Annotated in this window: 21 protein-coding genes; 8 read left to right on the top strand and 13 right to left on the bottom strand. The window is 60.6% G+C overall.

All coding sequences use genetic code 11. The features are described from left to right. The first annotated feature begins 278 nt into the window (after positions 1-278). Complete coding sequence (locus ATY79_RS26030; protein ID WP_088705376.1) at positions 279-959, top strand: NnrU family protein; 681 nt, start codon at positions 279-281, stop codon at positions 957-959. Here the strand turns inward: ATY79_RS26030 and ATY79_RS26025 are convergent. Both ATY79_RS26025 and ATY79_RS26020 read right to left on the bottom strand, forming a co-directional pair. Beyond that, entirely contained in the window at positions 897-1,553 is a 657-nt protein-coding gene (locus tag ATY79_RS26025) for a UbiX family flavin prenyltransferase (RefSeq protein ID WP_088705375.1), read from the bottom strand. The two genes, ATY79_RS26030 and ATY79_RS26025, sit on opposite strands and share 63 nt — an antisense overlap. After that, positions 1,537-3,045 carry a UbiD family decarboxylase gene (locus ATY79_RS26020; protein ID WP_088705374.1) on the bottom strand — a complete coding sequence of 503 codons (1,509 nt, stop codon included), beginning with the start codon at positions 3,043-3,045 and terminating at the stop codon, positions 1,537-1,539. The genes ATY79_RS26025 and ATY79_RS26020 overlap by 17 nt, the downstream gene beginning before the upstream one ends. A gap of 102 nt (positions 3,046-3,147) precedes the next feature. Between ATY79_RS26020 and ATY79_RS26015 the strand changes: the two genes are divergently transcribed. Genes ATY79_RS26015 through ATY79_RS25995 form a run of 5 tightly spaced genes read left to right on the top strand, consistent with a single transcriptional unit; the run spans position 3,148 to position 6,166 of the window. Next, positions 3,148-3,654 carry an SCP2 sterol-binding domain-containing protein gene (locus ATY79_RS26015; protein ID WP_088705373.1) on the top strand — a complete coding sequence of 169 codons (507 nt, stop codon included), beginning with the start codon at positions 3,148-3,150 and terminating at the stop codon, positions 3,652-3,654. Continuing rightward, complete coding sequence (locus ATY79_RS26010; RefSeq protein WP_088705372.1) at positions 3,645-4,622, top strand: peptidase U32 family protein; 978 nt, start codon at positions 3,645-3,647, stop codon at positions 4,620-4,622. The genes ATY79_RS26015 and ATY79_RS26010 overlap by 10 nt, the downstream gene beginning before the upstream one ends. Before the next feature lie 4 nt (positions 4,623-4,626). Continuing rightward, on the top strand, positions 4,627-5,556 hold the full coding sequence (locus tag ATY79_RS26005; RefSeq protein ID WP_088705371.1) for a U32 family peptidase: 930 nt from the start codon (positions 4,627-4,629) through the stop codon (positions 5,554-5,556). Then, positions 5,553-5,972: a hypothetical protein gene (locus tag ATY79_RS26000; RefSeq protein WP_088705370.1), complete on the top strand. Its 420-nt coding sequence runs from the start codon at positions 5,553-5,555 to the stop codon at positions 5,970-5,972. The genes ATY79_RS26005 and ATY79_RS26000 overlap by 4 nt, the downstream gene beginning before the upstream one ends. Continuing rightward, positions 5,972-6,166 (top strand): hypothetical protein, encoded by a 195-nt coding sequence (locus tag ATY79_RS25995; protein ID WP_088705369.1) that lies wholly within the window; start codon positions 5,972-5,974, stop codon positions 6,164-6,166. The genes ATY79_RS26000 and ATY79_RS25995 overlap by 1 nt, the downstream gene beginning before the upstream one ends. A 488-nt stretch (positions 6,167-6,654) precedes the next feature. Here ATY79_RS25995 and ATY79_RS25985 read toward each other — a convergent pair whose 3' ends face one another. Continuing rightward, entirely contained in the window at positions 6,655-6,873 is a 219-nt protein-coding gene (locus ATY79_RS25985; protein WP_088694053.1) for a hypothetical protein, read from the bottom strand. 128 nt (positions 6,874-7,001) lie between these two features. Between ATY79_RS25985 and ATY79_RS25980 the strand changes: the two genes are divergently transcribed. Together ATY79_RS25980 and ATY79_RS25975 are read left to right on the top strand one after the other, a co-directional pair. Further along, the gene (locus ATY79_RS25980; RefSeq protein ID WP_088705423.1) at positions 7,002-7,559 is read left to right on the top strand and encodes a threonine transporter RhtB; all 558 of its coding nucleotides are present in this window, start codon (positions 7,002-7,004) and stop codon (positions 7,557-7,559) included. 228 nt (positions 7,560-7,787) lie between these two features. Further along, positions 7,788-8,498, top strand: coding sequence for a CBS domain-containing protein (locus ATY79_RS25975; protein WP_088705367.1), 711 nt, complete (start codon positions 7,788-7,790; stop codon positions 8,496-8,498). A gap of 250 nt (positions 8,499-8,748) precedes the next feature. On the opposite strand, the gene ATY79_RS25970 is transcribed toward ATY79_RS25975, so the two are convergent. The 10 genes from ATY79_RS25970 to ATY79_RS25925 form a co-directional block, all read right to left on the bottom strand. Next, positions 8,749-9,135, bottom strand: a complete 387-nt coding sequence (locus ATY79_RS25970; RefSeq protein WP_245312453.1) for a gluconokinase — start codon at positions 9,133-9,135, stop codon at positions 8,749-8,751. Between the two features lies 1 nt (position 9,136). Beyond that, entirely contained in the window at positions 9,137-9,892 is a 756-nt protein-coding gene (locus ATY79_RS25965; RefSeq protein ID WP_088705365.1) for an SDR family oxidoreductase, read from the bottom strand. A gap of 10 nt (positions 9,893-9,902) precedes the next feature. Next, positions 9,903-10,934, bottom strand: a complete 1,032-nt coding sequence (locus ATY79_RS25960; RefSeq protein WP_088705364.1) for an L-idonate 5-dehydrogenase — start codon at positions 10,932-10,934, stop codon at positions 9,903-9,905. An 8-nt stretch (positions 10,935-10,942) separates the two neighbouring features. Further along, the gene (locus ATY79_RS25955; RefSeq protein WP_088705363.1) at positions 10,943-11,890 is read right to left on the bottom strand and encodes a 2-hydroxyacid dehydrogenase; all 948 of its coding nucleotides are present in this window, start codon (positions 11,888-11,890) and stop codon (positions 10,943-10,945) included. Between the two features lie 34 nt (positions 11,891-11,924). Then, a complete protein-coding gene (locus ATY79_RS25950; protein WP_088705362.1) occupies positions 11,925-12,599 on the bottom strand; it encodes a 4-carboxy-4-hydroxy-2-oxoadipate aldolase/oxaloacetate decarboxylase in 675 nt (224 codons plus the stop codon). Positions 12,600-12,690: 91 nt separating this feature from the next. Next, positions 12,691-13,527, bottom strand: coding sequence for an ABC transporter substrate-binding protein (locus ATY79_RS25945; protein ID WP_088705361.1), 837 nt, complete (start codon positions 13,525-13,527; stop codon positions 12,691-12,693). Positions 13,528-13,551: 24 nt separating this feature from the next. Then, positions 13,552-14,319 carry an amino acid ABC transporter ATP-binding protein gene (locus tag ATY79_RS25940; protein ID WP_088705360.1) on the bottom strand — a complete coding sequence of 256 codons (768 nt, stop codon included), beginning with the start codon at positions 14,317-14,319 and terminating at the stop codon, positions 13,552-13,554. Further along, positions 14,316-15,074, bottom strand: coding sequence for an amino acid ABC transporter permease (locus ATY79_RS25935; protein WP_088705359.1), 759 nt, complete (start codon positions 15,072-15,074; stop codon positions 14,316-14,318). The genes ATY79_RS25940 and ATY79_RS25935 overlap by 4 nt, the downstream gene beginning before the upstream one ends. After that, entirely contained in the window at positions 15,071-15,778 is a 708-nt protein-coding gene (locus tag ATY79_RS25930; protein WP_088705358.1) for an amino acid ABC transporter permease, read from the bottom strand. The genes ATY79_RS25935 and ATY79_RS25930 overlap by 4 nt, the downstream gene beginning before the upstream one ends. Further along, positions 15,775-16,533 (bottom strand): SDR family oxidoreductase, encoded by a 759-nt coding sequence (locus ATY79_RS25925; RefSeq protein WP_088705357.1) that lies wholly within the window; start codon positions 16,531-16,533, stop codon positions 15,775-15,777. The genes ATY79_RS25930 and ATY79_RS25925 overlap by 4 nt, the downstream gene beginning before the upstream one ends. Between the last annotated feature and the right edge of the window lie 98 nt (positions 16,534-16,631).

Here is a 16,631-nt window from a genome sequence, read left to right as displayed (position 1 = left end):
TCACCTTTATCAGGGAAAAGGGCCAGATCTTTGCGCTGGCGCAAAGACGGGTAACGCGGCGTCGAGGTCTCACCTCGCCCGCGCCGGGCACCGGATTGGCAAAGTCTTCCAAGACACCTGCAAGCGTTGACCAACGATTGGCGACTAATGCCCTGCGAAGCGCAACGCGGTACCGGCTCCTTTCTTTTACTGGTGAATTCAAGTTCTACGTCTGCTTGACCCTGATCAAAATGAGCATCGCGCGCATCTGCTACGACTGCCGTAGAAAAGGAGGTAACATGATCGCATTCGTGTCCGCATTCGCGGTTTTCTTAATTCTGCACTCCGTCCCGGCGGTTCCGGCGATCCGTACGGGCATCATAGCGCGCGTCGGCAGGCCGGCCTATTTTGTCGGCTATTCCCTCGTTTCGACGATTGTGCTGATCTGGGTCTTCGCAGCCGCTCTATCCCTTGACTACATTCCACTTTGGGAGCTTCGACCATGGCATGCGGGCGTCACGTTCGTCCTCGCGCCCTTGGGCATCTTTCTGGTGCTGGCCGGACTACTGAGTGGGAACCCGCTGTCGGTTTCGGTTCGCTCAGGCTCCAATCTTGGAGCAGTCACGGGGATTACGAGGCATCCGGTTCTATGGGGCTTTGCGCTCTGGGCGATCGGACACCTGGTCGCTAACGGCGACTTGCGGTCGGTGCTGTTGTTCGGCGGATTCGCAGCATTCGCTCTGGCCTCTATTCCGATGGCCGAAAAGCGCGCCAAGCGACGGCTCGGCAAAGACTGGACGCTGTTGTCCGCACAAACGTCAATCTGGCCACTCGCAGCCTTCCTACGAGGGGCGCGGCCAGCGGTCGACCGGCCCCTTCTGCTCGCCGCAGTTTTCGCTGGCCTAACAGTCGCCTGGCTACTTTTGGGGGGCGGCCACAGCATGCTTTTCGGAGCCGACCCCCTGGCGGTCATCGGCTGAGCGAGCGTTTGATTCTCCCTGCCACGCCGTCGCGAGGCGGGGAACCGGTAGCCCGAGCAAATCGATTGCCCGGCGAGCAAGGTGATCGACGATGTCTTCGATCACCTGAGGTCGATTATAAAACGCGGGGACCGGAGGCATCACGACTGCCCCCATTTCCGTCGCTGACGTCATATTTCGCAGGTGTCCCAGGTGCAAGGGCGTCTCGCGTGTCATGAGTACAAGGCGGCGACGCTCCTTGAGCTGGACATCGGCAGCGCGTGCCACCAGGCTGTCTGAAAGACCGGTCGAGATGGCTGCGAGACTTTTCATCGAACACGGAGCGATGATCATACCCGCGACAGGATAGGAGCCGCTGGCAATTGCAGCCCCAATGTTCCTGTTGTCGTAATGTCGGTGGGCCTTGATCAGCATCTTGCCGTGAGCCTCGGTCCCGACTTCGTGCGCGAGCGTTCGCTTGCCGCCGTCCGACACGACCAGATGAACCTTAACGCCGATATCGGCAAGCTGGTCCAATACGGCCACTCCGAGCGCTGCACCGGAGGCTCCGGTAACTGCGAGAACCACATTGAGGCGTTCATCCGATGATGTCATGCTTGATCCTATCCCACATTGCCGATGCCTTCTGGGTCAGTTCATCCGACATCCGAAGCTCGCGGCCCCATTCCCTTTCAGTCTCGGTCGCGATCTTGTTTGTCGCATCGATCCCCATTTTGGTTCCCAATCCGGCCTTGGGCGAAGCAAAGTCCAGATAGTCGATGGGGGTGTTTTCGATGACGACGAGGTCTCTGGCAGCGTCGAAACGAGTGGATACCGCCCACATGACGTCTTCCCAGCTACGCACGCAGATGTCGGGATCGACGACGATTATGAGCTTGGTGTAATTGAACTGAGAAAGCATCCCCCAAAGGCCCATCATCACCCGGCGAGCCTGCCCCGGATACCTCTTGTCGATCGAAACGACGGCTGCACGGTACGAGCAGGCTTCCGGAGGCAGCCACAGATCCTCTATCTCGGGAAACTGGCGTTTTGCTATCGGGACGAAAAGCTCGATCATTGCCTCTCCCAGGCGCGAGGGTTCGTCGGGCGGGCGACCTGTATAGGTCGACAGATAGACCGGTGAACGCCTGGTCGTGATGGCGGACAATCGCACGACGGGAAAGGATTCGACCGAATTGTAGTAGCCGGTGTGGTCGCCATAGGGCCCTTCCGGTGCCATCTCTTTGGCGGACACCACGCCCTCAAGGATGATTTCGGCGTTCGCCGGTACCGGAAGCGGGACCGTCACTGCCTTGCTGACGTCAGTCCTTGCTCCCCGAAGAAGACCGGCGAAATTAAGCTCGCTCATACCTTCTGGCAGCGGAATGACGCCCGCAAGCAAAGTGGCAGGGTCGGCCCCGATCGCGATCGCAATCGGCATGTCCAATCCCTTTCGTTGCCATTGTCGATGGTGCTTTGCGCCGCCGCGATGGGCAAGCCACCGGACGATCAGCGAAGCCGGGTCTCGAACCTGCATACGGTAAATGCCGACGTTGATGTCGCTCGGGTCGTCAGGGCTTCGCGTGATGACCAAGGGCCAAGTGATGAGCGGAGCAGGCTCGCCCGGCCAGCACCATTGCACCGGGAGCATTCCAAGATCGATATCCTTCCCCTGGTAGACGACGTCCTGGGACGGCCCTGCTCGTCGATGTCGCGGCCGCATGCTGATGGCTGCCTTCAGCATGGGGAGCTTGCTCCAGGCATCGGAGAGCGACTTCGGTGGCTCGGGACGCTGCATCTGCGCGAGTTCATCCCCCAAACGCTGCAGTCCGCCTTCCCCAAGACCAAACCCCAGCTCGATGCGTTCCCTGGTGCCGAAGAGGTTTGCAACGACCGGCACTGGAGAACACCGGCCATCTGCATCGATCGGTTTCTTGAAGAGAAGCGCAGGGCCGTTCTCACTGAGAACCTTTTGATGCAGCGCGGTCATTTCGTGAACGAGGGAAACTGGCTCGTTCACGACAACGAGCAGTCGGCGCTGATCGAGCTCCCGCAGAAAAGATTGCAAGTCGCTGTGCCGTTGAATTTTGAAATCGTCGTTGCGCATTGACGATGCAATCAATGAGGAAACAAGCGCTGTCTTTGTCACAGATCAAATAGCGGCGGTGCAATTGACCCTAGGATGCCTCGTCCAATTGAAGAGGCCTCAATGTTTGCCTTACACCGCCTGATGGCCCCAGTGCATATGGTGCCGTTGCCGATCGCAGCGCGCATCGCATCCATGCTCTTCCAGCAGGTTCTTAAAACCCACCCCAATTTGTTCGACCGGTTGGGAGAATATAGCCAGTCCCGTTTCGGATTCGTCCCGACCGATCTTCCCTTCGCCTTCTCCATCCGGCCGGGGTCTCGCGACATTCAAACAGTTCGGCGAGGTGCCGCGCTTGCCACTGACGCAACGATCACTGGCCCTTTATTCCTCATGCTGGCTCTTGCGGAAGGGCGTGTCGATGGAGACGCAATCTTCTTTGCACGCAAGCTTGCGGTAACCGGCGACATGGAAGCAATCCTGGCGCTTCGAAACGCACTCGATGACAACGAGATCGATCTGGCGAAAACGGTCGGGAGCTTTTCCGGGCCACTGAAGTCTTCGGTGTCGGACCTCCTCTCGTCAATCAGACGACAGGCCCTGAAGGCGCACGGTGTCGCATGGAGCTGATTTGCCCTGCCGGAACCCCCTCCTCGTTCCGCGAAGCCGTCGAGGCAGGCGCCGATGCCGTTTACTGCGGCTTTCGCGACGAGACCAACGCGCGCAACTTCCCTGGATTGAACTTCGAGCTTTCCGAGCTTCGCGAAGCAATCGGCTATGCGCGAGCGCGCAATGTGAAGACGTTCGTTGCACTGAACACTTTCATGACCGCCGGGAAAGAGGACCTCTGGTATCGGCGAGCACACGAAGCAACGGATGCGGGCGCCCACGCTCTGATCGTCGCCGATTTTGGGCTTATGGCCCACGTGGCGGAACGGCTTCCGCAGCAGCGCTTGCACATTTCCGTTCAGGCGTCAGCCTCCAACCCGGACGCACTCAGCTACCTCGTCGAGAACTTCAACGCTCAGCGCGTCGTTCTGCCGAGAACCCTAACCATATCGGATATTGCGCGCATTTCCCGGCGTGTGAGTTGCGAGCTCGAAGTTTTCGTCTTCGGCGGCCTTTGCGTCATGGCGGAGGGCCGTTGTTCTCTCTCCTCCTACGCCACCGGCAAGTCGCCAAACATGAACGGCGTCTGCTCACCGGCCAGCCACGTCAGGTATCGCCAGGCGGGCAGTGACATGATGTCGGAGCTCGGCAGTTTCACGATCAACAGGTTCTCGGCGAACGAGCCGACAGGCTACCCGACATTGTGCAAGGGACGCTTCGAAATCGCAGAAAGCAAGACCTACGCTTTCGAGGATCCCGTGTCACTGGACGTGATGGATCAGCTCGACGAGCTCCGTGCAGCCGGAGTGAAAGCGCTGAAGGTCGAAGGGCGACAGCGTGGCAAGGCGTACATATCGGAGGTCGTTTCTACCCTCCGCGCGACGCTGAATGCTGCTGCGCCTGAGCGCGCCGCTCTGATGAGCCGTCTGAAAGCATTGAGCGAAGGCCAGCAAACGACCCATGGCGCTTACGAGAAACGCTGGAGATGATCGCATGACGTCCTCCCTTAAACTGACGCTCGGTCCCCTACTCTACCTCTGGTCGACCGCCCGCTGGCGTGACTTCTATTTTCAGATCGCTGACGAAGCGCCGGTCGACGTCGTCGTCGTCGGGGAGACAGTGTGTTCGAAGCGGCTTCATTTCATGGAGTCCGAGTTCGCAGCGGTGGTCGAGCGGCTTGAAGCCGCCGGAAAAGAGGTAAGGCTCTCGACCCTTGCCTTGGTGACCCTTGATCGGGAAGCGAGCTACCAGCGATCGCTTGTGGACGACGATACCCGACTGGTCGAAGCAAACGACCTATCTGCGCTGCAGATGCTGAAGGGCCGGTCCCATGCAATCGGACCTTTCGTCAACGTCTATAATGGTGCGGCCGCGAAGGTCCTGGCGCGAAACGGGGCCAGAGAAATCTGCCTGCCACCGGAATTGCCGGCGGCGTCGGTCGCCGAGATCACGAAATCCTGCCCCGGGATTGGTTTCGAGCTCTTTGCATTCGGCCGGATCCCGCTCGCGATCTCGGCGCGCTGCGCTCATGCCAGATCGAAGGGCCGCACCAAGGACAACTGTCAGTTTGTCTGCCAAGAGGACCCTGACGGGCTGTTGGTAAACACCCTTTCCGGGCAACCCTTCCTTGCTCTCAACGGAGTGCAGACCGTCTCGCACTCCTGTCAGGCACTCCTCGACGAGCCCGGAGAAACGCTCTCCCTCGGCATCCGGTCGCTGAGACTGTCTCCCCAGAATTGCGACATGAGCGCCGTTGCGAGGGTATACCGCGACCTTCTCGATAGCAGCATCGGATCCGAACAAGCAGCCTTCAGGCTGCGAGATATTCATCCCGACCTCCCGCTCTCCAACGGATTCCACCACGGTCGCGCCGGGGCAGAATGGATAGCGCGGCTTAGAAACGCAGAAGGATTGGCTCGATGACCAAAGGACATCAAAAGGCCGGCGCCGGCGCCGCCGATGCGCGCACGCGTTCCGCCCTGCGCCAGATCAAGGCCTTTGCGAAGAGGCCAGACCTCGACTGTGGCTGCTCGTCGGTCGTCGGGGAGGTCTTGCTCAACTTGCGGCCCAAAGAGCGCGCGGCTGTCGTCGCCGAGCTTTTCTTGTCGGCGGTGCGGCAGCGCACGAAGGTCACCACGCTGATGGAACTGCTGATGGAACTGGACCAGTTCGGTCCGGCAACAGATCAGGGCGAAATCGAAGAGGCAGCAATGATTTTCGACGACATGGCCGAGCAGGCGCGTCTCGGTTCGCAGTTATTGAGGGCGTTCTCCTATAACCGATCGGACTTGCGCGATGCCGCGACCAGGCTGCCTCAAGCATCGGCGAGGTCACTGTAATGGATGACAGGAAGAAGAACCGGCGCATCGACATCCTGGAATTCATTGGTTCCGGCGCGTCTACCGCCGGAGAGCCACAGGCGACGTTGGAAGCTTTTCTTTCCCACGCAGACGCCTGGCCCAGCTACGTTTTCAACAGATCTGCCGTGGAGTATCAATCACCACGGCAAGACGGGGGCTTTGCCGATGAGTGAGTTCATCGCAGGGAGTGTGGGCGTCGTCGCATTCGATCCGCTCAGTCGAAAAGGGTCGTTTGTTCTCAGCGTTGAGGACCGAAAATCCTGGCCAGTGACGGTGACGAGAAGAGGGCTTCTAAGCGTCGCATCGCCTCCCCGTGCCACGGCCGAGCGTTTCTTGGAATGCATCCAGATCTTTCGCGACATTGCGCTCGACAAGTGCCCAGACGCAAACCTTGCTCGCCCCCTGGAACTGACTGCAGAAGACGTACGGCGTTGGCGCCGTCGGCATGCTGCGAGCGCATCGGACTGGGGCAACGGCCAGTAGCCGCACGACGTGAGGCTCGATCACAAACCAGGCGCGATCGCTGTCGTGAGGCGCTCGCGGTTGGGCAGCGGATGACTGCTGCCCCCGGGCTCGCGTCACCGCAAAGCCGATGCATAGCTTGGCGGCTTCAGACTTCGTCGAGCCAGTATGGACAACGGAAATTGCATCTCGCGCCCCCTTAGAGTTCTTCCGTCCAGAGCGCCGTCGCCATGTAGCCTATGCCCATCGTGCTGGCAAACAGATAGGTGAAGAAGACTTGAGCAATCAGGGAACCTGACAACGCCATTCCGTGCTCAGAGCCGCAGATATACATGTTCCAGATCCAAAGACCCGTCGCACAGCCGAGTGCAAATCCTGTCATGAAACGGGTGAGGATAAACCAGATCAAGCGAGGCATTGCAGCACCTTCGGTTCGATCGCATGAAGCGAACAAAAGAGGAAAGGTTCCTCGATAAATGATTTAGGTCAATTACAGCTGGCGGAAAGCGTGCAAGAGAGCGCCGAGAATTGTTCAAGGATTTCCGAGTGGATATTTTCGCGTTTGCAGTTAGTGTTTTCGCACTCCTGGTCTTGCCTGGCCCGACGAACGCGATCCTGGCAATGACCTCGCTCGGGCTGACACTGTCGCGTATGGGCGTGCTGGTGGCCGCGGTTCTTCTGTCCTATCTCGTCGTTATCCTACCCATTTCCTCATTCGCAGGTCCTTTCCTTCAACATCACCCGGCCGTATCCCAAGGCGTCAAGCTAGCGTCAGCCACATGGGTGTTTTACCTCGCATTGAAGCTGTGGGGCATACCGGGCAAGGTCGATCCATCCGGGCTGGGTGTTAGGCAGCTTGTGACGACAACACTCCTCAATCCGAAAGCGATCATCATCGCGCTCACGATGCTTCCACCCCGGAGCATCATCGCTTTCGACGTACTGACCGCGTTCCTGATCGCGGCAACTGGAGCCTCGTGCATTTGGCTGTCGATCGGTCGCGCGGTGCTCGGAGACGCCGACGAAATGCCGCTCGTCGCCAGACGTTGTGGGTCTGCGGCCTTGTTTGGGTTTTGCGTGTTGCTGACTGTCGGCGCCTTCTGACCCCATGGCCGTCCAGCTTGGACTTTCGACTAGTTTGCGCTGCGTCAATGAGCGCCTTTCGTGACGGGCTAATAGTCGTTGCATGCGGACAGGAGGAGCGCGATGATCGCAAATGACGGCGAACTGGCGTTTTGCCTTTCAGCCGAGAACGGACCGCCACTCAAAGCATGTGGGCCGAGTTCATGCCAATCTCAGGGCACAGGCGCCAGATCCTCTAAGGATGAGACAATGCGCATAAGCAACATCATGACAGACAACGTCATCGTTATCGATGAAGCAGCAACCGTGATCGACGCCGCCGAACTGATGCTGACCCACCGCATAAGCGCACTCCCCGTTGTTGATCGCAACGGGGCACTGGTCGGCGTGATCAGCGACACCGATCTTTTGCGACGCGCCGAAGTGCAAACCGAGAAGCGCCGCTCCTGGTGGCTCCAGCTTCTCACGAGCCCCGGCAAGGTCGCCGACGAGTACGTGAGTGCAAACGGCAGGAGGGTCCGCGAAGTCATGTCCCGGCCTCTCGTCACGGTGTCGCCGTATGCCACCTTGGCCGAAGCCGCCGAATTGATGGAGCAAACGCGGGTAAAGCGACTGCCCGTTGTTGTGGGAGGTCACCTCGTCGGGATTGTTACGACGAAGGACTTTCTGAAGCCACTCAGGCAGACCCGCGCGGTCTGCGTGTTTCCGATCGACGACCAGACAATCCGATCGAATGTCGAGGCGGAGCTACGAACCCAGCAGTGGGCTCGTAACGGCCTCATCCATGTCGGTGTCGAGGATGGAGTTGTCACCCTGAGCGGGACGATCGTCGACGAGCGCGTCAGAGCAGCCGCACGGGTGGCTGCAGAGAACATTGCCGGCGTCTCTGAAATCAAGGACGAACTCACATGGATCGATCCCAGTTACGGAATACTGCTGCCCTGCGAAACCATCAACTGAACGGACCATCCTTCTGCCATGAGAGCGCAACGTCGCGTCCTTCTTGCGACCGGCCGTCCAGCTTAAGCACTGTCAAAACCTGCGGACGAATTCCATGATGACCCTTGCACTCCTCGTCGTCCTGCTGGCCTTGCTGGGGGCCGGGGGGATCTATTTCTGCTACTTGAAGCTGCCGTTGCTTCGCTGGCGTCTATTCGAACTTCGATAGAGCCAGGCAATGGTTCGGCCAGCCGATCGGGCAAATTGATCGCTACGACGAAAGATCTTCCAGCCTGGCTGCGATGGCGGCAACAACCGCTTCGATCGTATTGTCGATGTCGACGGTAATTGCGTTTTCGTCCGCTTCTGGCGGCTCGAGAGCTGCGAACTGGCTGTCGATGAGGCTCATCGGCATGAAGTGGCCGGCGCGGGCGCCCATGCGGGCGGCGATCAGCTCTTGTCTGCCGGCGAGGTGGACGAAGATGACAGGTGCATCGTCGTCCGTCAGTGGTTCGCCGCGGCTCATCTTGGCGATGTTTTCGGGCGGATGCAGGTCGTCGCCATCAAGGTAGATCGCACTCAGACGAGCGGCAAGCACCGCACCCACGGCGGACTTTCCCGAGCCCGCGACGCCCATCAGCACGATGCGCCGGAACATCTCAGAGTGAGGCCGTGATGCCGCCGTCGACATAGAGCACATGTCCGTTCACGAAGGAGGAAGCGTCAGACGAGAGGAAGATACAGGCGCCGACCAGCTCCTCCACCTTGCCCCAGCGGCCGGCCGGCGTGCGCTTTTCCAGCCAGGCTGAGAAAGTCGGATCGGCGACCAGGGCAGCGTTCAGCGGCGTGTCGAAATAGCCGGGCGCGATTGCATTGCATTGCAGACCATACTTCGCCCAGTCGGTCGCCATTCCCTTGGTCAGGTTGCCGACGGCGCCCTTGGTCGCCGTATAGGGCGCGATGCCGGGGCGGGCAAGCGCGGTCTGGACGCTGGCGATATTGATGATCTTGCCGGCACCGCGTTTGATCATGTGACGCGCAACCGCCTGGCCGACATTGAACACCGTGGAGATGTTGGTCTTCAACAATCGCTCGAAGGCATCGGGGGGGAAATCTTCAAGCGGTGCGCGGTGCTGCATGCCGGCATTGTTGACAAGGATGTCAATGGCACCGACACCCGCCTCGAAGTCATCGATAGCCTTGCGCACGGCCTCATGATCCGTGGCGTCGAAGGCGAGCGTGTGTTTCACGCCGAGGCTTGCGGCCGCCGCCTTCAGCTTCGCCTCGTCGCGGCCGTTGAGGATGATCTCGGCGCCAGTGTCGGCAAGACCCTTTGCCAGCGCATAGCCGATGCCCTGCGAGGAGCCGGTGACGAGGGCCCGCCTGCCCGTCAGGTCGAAGAGTTGAATGCTCATGTGTCCTTCCTCAAGCAAACGCGATCTGTGTCTTCATCGACTGCCCCTTGTCCGAGGCAATCTCGAAGGCCTTCAGGGCATCGGCAAGCGACAGCGTATGGGTGATCAGCGGTTTGACGTCGATCAGGCCGCCCTGCATCAGCCTGACGGCGACCGAGAACTCCTCGTGGAAGCGGAAGGAGCCGCGCAGGTCCAGTTCCTTCGCCGTGATCGCCATCATCGGAAGGCTCATTTCACCGCCGAGGCCGAGTTGGACGATCACGCCGCGTGGGCGCAGAGCATGGATACCGGCGACGAGCGCCGGCGCGGCGCCGGAGCATTCATAGAGGACGTCGAAATAGCCCTTGTCCTGGCTGTAGCCGGCAAGGCCGTCCCGGTCTTCCGACAGGTCGACCGTACGGTCCGCGCCGACCGTGCGGGCAAAGCCGAGCGCCTTTTTTGAAAGATCGGCCGCGACGATTTCGCCGGCGCCCGCCCGGCGGGCAGCAAGGATCGACAAGGTACCGATCGGCCCGCAGCCGGTCACGAGCACGCGCTTGCCGAGCATCTCGCCGGCGCGACGAGTGGCATGCAGCGCCACCGAGAGCGGTTCGGCCATCGCCGCCTCTCCGGCGCCAAGGCCGTCCGCTTTCACGCACTGGCTGGCCCTGGCAACGAGCCGTTCACAAAAGGCACCCTGGATATGCGGGAAAGGCATGGCAGAGCCATAAAAGCGCATATTGAAGCAATGATTGGGCAGGCCCTTGAGGCAATGGTCGCAGGCGCCGCAGGGGCGCGATGGCGAGACGGCGACGAGGTCGCCGACGGCGAGCTTTGAAACGCCATCGCCGAGCGCTGCGACATGGCCGGCAACTTCATGGCCGAGGATCATGGGCTCCTTGAGGCGCACCGTGCCGAAGCCACCGTGATTGTAGTAGTGCAGGTCGGAGCCGCAGATTCCGCCGGCGGCAAGGCGGATCTCCACCTCGCCAGGGCCGGGCTTTTCCGGCTCCCGGTCCTCGATGCGAAGGTCCTTTGCCGCATGGATGACAATTGCTTTCATCGTGGCCCTCACAGAACCGGGGTTGGCAGCGGCCGGCCCTCGAAATGGGCCGACAGGTTGTCGAAGACGAGCCGGCCCATCGCCTTGCGGGTCTCAACCGTGCCGGATGCCATGTGCGGCTGCAAGAGCACGTTGTCGAGCGCAAGGAAGCGCGGGTTCAGATTCGGCTCGCCCTCGAAGACGTCGAGCGCCGCCGAGCCCAGGGTCTTCTTTTCCAGTGCATCGAGCAGAGCCTCTTCGTCGATGTTAGAGGCGCGTGAGATATTGATCAACATCCCATCCTCGCCAAGCGCCTCGATGACCTTGCGGCCGACGATGTGGCGCGTCTCGGCTGAGGCGGCGAGGGTGACGAAGAGGAAATCGGAGCGGGCGGCAAGTTCCACCGGATCGGCGATAAAGGCCCAGTCCCTTGCGTAATCCTTCGGGCCGGTATCGCTGTAGGCGATGTCGATCTCGAAGCCGGCAAGGCGTTTTGCCACCTCAAAGCCGATGTGGCCAAGGCCCAAAATGCCGACACGTTTGCCGTGCACGCGGGTTTTCAGGGGATAAAGGCCCTTCCTCGCCCAGTCGCCGTTCTTGACCCAACGTTCGCCGCCAATCATGCCGCGTGCCTGCGCAAGCAACATGGCGACGCCGAGATCGGCGACGTCCTTGGTGAGCACGTCAGGCGTATTGGTGACGCGGATGCTGCGCTCGCGCGCCGCTCCAAGGTCCACCGCGTCGAAACCGACGCCGTAGACCGAGATGATCTCCAGCTCCGGCAGCGCTTCGATCATGGCGCGGTTGGCCCCAAGCTCGCCGCGTGTGGCGATGCCGCGAATGCCGGCGCCGTGCGATGCAAGGAACGCCGCCTTGTCCGAAGCCTCGAAATAGCGGTGCATGGTGAAGGTCGTATTCAACCGTTCCTCATCCCACGCAGGATAGGGGCCGACTTGCAACAGCTCGATTTTGCTCATGATTTTGTCCTCTGACAGTCCCAAGGTTCGCCGCCTACACCTCGACGATAAGGCCCTTTGCCTTCAGCACCGCTTGCAGCTTGCTGACTTCGATCACCGATTTGCCTGCCTTGTAAGCGGCGATGTATTCGGCCTCGGCCTCTTCACGCGCCTGGGAGAGCCTGGCCACCTCGCGTGCCTCCTCCTGGCGGACGACGACCAGTCCGTCGGCATCACCGACGATGATGTCGCCGGGATGGATCAGCTCTCCACCGACGACGATCGGTTCGTTGGTGGATGTCAGGGTCTCCTTGACGGTCCCCTTGATGCAGACGCTGAGCGAGAAGACCGGAAAGCCGAGCTCGCGCAGTTGCAGCGTGTCGCGCACGCCACTGTCCGTCACCAGTCCGCCGATACCCTTTGCAAGGCAGGCATTGGCGAGCACGTCGCCGAAGGAGCCGGCCTCCTGATATTCACCCGCCGAGACGACGATAATGTCACCGGGTTGGGCATAATTGATTGCGAGTTGAAGCATGATGTTGTCGCGCGGCGCGCAGCGCACGGTGAATGCCGGGCCGCATAGCTTCATACGGTAGTCGACCGGCTTGATGCGGGAGGAGAGCGCCCCGCGGCGCCCCTGCGCCTCGTGAATGGTTGCCGGCGAGAATTTGGCGAGCGCGTCGATTTCGGCGGCGGGCGGGCGGACGGGCATTTTCTTGATATGCGTCATGATTTTTCCCACGGTTGGACGTCGCGGCGGGCACAAAGCCCGCCGTTTGAGGTGTTCACTCCATTTCGGAAAACGGGCAGCTAGCCGTTCGTCAGGGGATCGGGTTGAATTTCAGCTCTGAGAGCGGCGCGACCTTGTCGGTGCGGGTCATCTTGTATTCGGTGTCCGGGCCGAGCCACTTATCCCAGATCTTGTTGATCTCGCCGCTGTCATCGAGCTTGTGAAGCACCTCGTTGACCTTGGCCGTCAATGCCGGCTGATCCTTTGCCATGCCGATGCCGATCGGCTGGAACAACATCGGTTCGGGGATCATGCGCATCTGCTTGCCCTTGGTCTTCGATTCATTGACCAGCTTGGTCGTCGTCATGGTGTTGGCGACCATGCCGCGCGCCTTGCCCTGCTGGGCGGCCAGATAGGCCGAGGCGGTGTCCTGGAAGGTCAGCGGTTCGGACTTGTTGAGCTTGATGGACATTTCCGAGGTCGAGCCCTTGGTGGATGCGATGCGCTGCCCGACATAGTCGGATTTCGATTTGCCTGGGTCATCTGCCGGAACGATCAGCATTTCCTTGGCGAGGTAATAGGGATCGCTGAACTGGATCTGCTCGGCACGGCTCTTGGTATAGGCGAGGTTTGCCACGGTGATGTCGACGCGACCCAGCTTGACTTCCGGAACGCGTGCTTCGACCGAAACCGGCTTGATCTCGGCTTTCACACCGAGTTCACGGGCGATCGCGCCGCACAGGTCGACGTCGAAGCCGACCATTTCGCGGGTCTTCGCATCGGGTGAAGCGAATGGCGGTACGTCCGCGAAGGTCGCGCAACGCAGCGTCTTGTTCGTCATGATGTCGTTGAGCTGGTCGGCCTTGACCGGGCCGGCGAGCGCGACCGCAGCGACTGTCGCCGAGAGGATGAGATGCCTGCACTTCATAACTGTTCTCCTTCGTGGTTGGTATTAGTGACGCAGGTCTGCGAGGAACCGCTGCGCGCGGGGATGCTTCGGGCTTTTGAAAAATTCGTCTGGGGTCGCCGCTTCGATGATCTGGCCGCTGTCGATGAACCAGATGCGGTCGGCGACATCGCGGGCAAAACCCATTTCATGCGTGACGCACATCATGGTCATGCCTTCGGCCGCCAGCGACTTCATCACGTTCAGGACTTCGCCGACCATTTCCGGGTCGAGCGCGCTGGTCGGCTCGTCGAAGAGCATGACGGGCGGCTCCATCGCGAGCGCCCGGGCAATCGCTACGCGCTGCTGCTGGCCGCCGGACAGTTGCGCCGGATAGGAGTCCGCCTTTTCGCGAAGGCCGACGCGATCGAGGAGCTTCAGCGCCTTTTCATGCGCTTCGCGGGGCGCAACGCCCTTCACGCGGATCGGCGACATGGCGATATTGTCCACCGCGGAAAGATGCGGGAAGAGGTTGAAGCTCTGGAAGACAAAACCGATGCGGCTGCGCAGCTGGTTCAACTCCCGGCCACTCATCGGCGCGTGGATGTCCTGCCCCTCGAAGAAGATCGAGCCGCTGTTGATCTCCTCCAGTCGGTTCACGGTGCGGATCAGCGTTGACTTGCCCGAACCGGACGGTCCGCAGATGACGACCACTTCGCCGCGCGAAACCGCGGCGTCGATTCCTTTCAGCACGTCATAGTCGCCGTAGCTCTTGCGGACATCGGCAAGCCGGATCGTCTGATCCTTCCCGGATGTGGATAGTGAAGCGGTCATGGCTGCTCCGTCGCATTGGGTGTCAGGGAAATCGCAAGTTGGCGGCGCTTCGAGGCAAGCCCTGCGCGTCGGCGCGTGATCCGCCGCTCGATGACGTTGGTGAGCGAGGTGAGCGACCAGCAGATCACGTAGTAGGTCAGCGCCAGGATCAGGAAGACCTGGAAGGGCTGCGTGAGGAGCTGGTTGTTGACCTGGCTGGCAGCAAAGGTCAGGTCCGGCACATTGATGACGTAGCCGAGTGTCGTGTCCTTGATCGTTGCGACGAAGGTCGACAGCATGCTCGGGATCATGTTGTAGAGCGCCTGCGGCAGGATGACGTAGCGCATCGCGCCGAAGTAGCTGTGGCCAAGGGCGCGGGCCGCATCCATTTGCCCCTGCCCCAAAGCGACAATGCCGGCGCGGATGATTTCGCTGAGGAACGCGCCCTCGTAGACGACGAGGGTGGCGAGCATGGTGTAAAAGCTCGGCACGTCGGCACCCGTCAGCAGCGGCACGAGAAAATAGCTCCACAGCACCAGCATCAACAAAGGCACGCCACGCGTCACATAGACCAGCACCGTCACCGGCCAACGCAGCATCCGATATGTCGAAAGGCGCGCGAAGGCGAGCAGGATGGCGAACGGAAAGGCGATTGCGATGCTCAAGGCCGAGAGGATCAGTGTATTGGCAAGGCCGCCGAGTGGTCCGTTCGGATATTGTCCGATGAGGAGCAGCAGCCAGTAGTCGTCGATGATGGCGATCAGGTCGTGGATCATCGTCTGGCTCCGTTCGCGGGATCGGCCCGCCACGTGAGGTAGGCGCCGGCGGCCATGATCATCAGGGAGAAGACGAGGTAGAGGAGCGTGCCGATCAGGTAGATCTCGAACGTACGGAAGCTAAGGTTGTCGATCTCCTTGATGGCATGACTGAGTTCCGGGGCCCCGATCACGATGGCAAGGCTGCTGTTCTTGAAGAGTGACACGCTGTGGTTGACGAGGGCTGGCAGCGCGTTGCGCACGCCCTGCGGGATCAGCACGAAGCGCATGGCCGAGACGTAGCCGTGGCCAAGCGCGCGCGCCGCTTCCATCTGGCCCGGATTGACCGAGCGCAGGCCCGAGCGCAGGTCCTCGCTGAAATAGGCCGCCTGGCAGAGGCCGAGTCCGATAATCGCGAAGATCATCTCCGCAAAATGGGCAGAAAGCCAGTCGGACAGTCCTGAAGGCAAGATCGTGTAGATGCCGAAATACCAGAGCATCAATTGCACAAGAGTCGGCACGTTGCGATGATAGGAAACGTAGGCAGCCACGACCGAATTGCCGATGCGGCCTGGCGCAAAACGGATGGCGAGCAGCAGCAGCGCGAGACCCATTGCCAGCAGCCAGGACGAGATGGCGATGACGAAGGTCATCTCGATGCCATGCACGAGCATGGCAACATAGTCCGGATTGGCGAGGATGTCGGCGAGATCGAAGCCCTTCACGGCCGTGGCTCCTTCGCCCCTGGACGCGCCGTCTGCAGGCCGCCCATCACCTGGAGCGTCGGGGTGATTTCCATGTGACCGATATTGACGGCAATCGGCGCTGCAATCGCGAAGGCGATGGCGTCAGCAATGTCGGAGGCCTGCGGCAGCTCGAAACCGTCGATGAAGCGTTCCCGCACCGACGGATCATTGCCGTGCACGTGGCTGAAGATGTCGGTTGCAACACGACCGGGGCAGATCTCCGTCACCCGAACACGCTTGCCGAACGTATCGATCCGCAACTGGTTCGACAGCATGCTGACACCGGCCTTGGTCGCGTGATAGGTGGAGTTGCCGCCGAAATTGTAGAGTCCGGCAATCGAGGAGATGTTGACGACATGGCCGCGGTCGCGCGCAGCCATGCCCGGCACGATCAGCCGGCAGAGATGGAGGACCGCACGCAGATTGACGTCGACCAGGAGGTCGATGTCTCCGTCCTCTGCTTCGAGGAACGTCTTCGGCCGGTCGACGCCGGCATTGTTTACTAGAATGTCGAATTCCATTTCGCCGGCGAGTTTGGCGAGTGCGGCGCGATCGGTGACGTCGATGGCGTGGGGAATGCAGCCGGTACGTTCGGCCAGTTCCTGGAGCGCGCTTGCGCTGCGGGCCACTGCATGCACTTCGAGGTTCTCGCGCCGGAGCCGTTCGACGACCGCAGCTCCGATCCCCGAGGATGCTCCGGTCACGAGTGCCGTTTTGTAATCGGAAAATGACATTGGAGTTCCCCTGTTGTTGGAAAAGAGAGTAACGAAGCTTTCCGGCTCTGGATAAGACCGTTTGAATCTGGATGGATAAGCAAGGCTTATGGGCTTGC

It is taken from the genome of Rhizobium sp. R693 (assembly GCF_002211315.1).
GTDB lineage: Bacteria > Pseudomonadota > Alphaproteobacteria > Rhizobiales > Rhizobiaceae > Rhizobium.
This window is presented reverse-complemented; position numbering and strand designations above follow the sequence as displayed.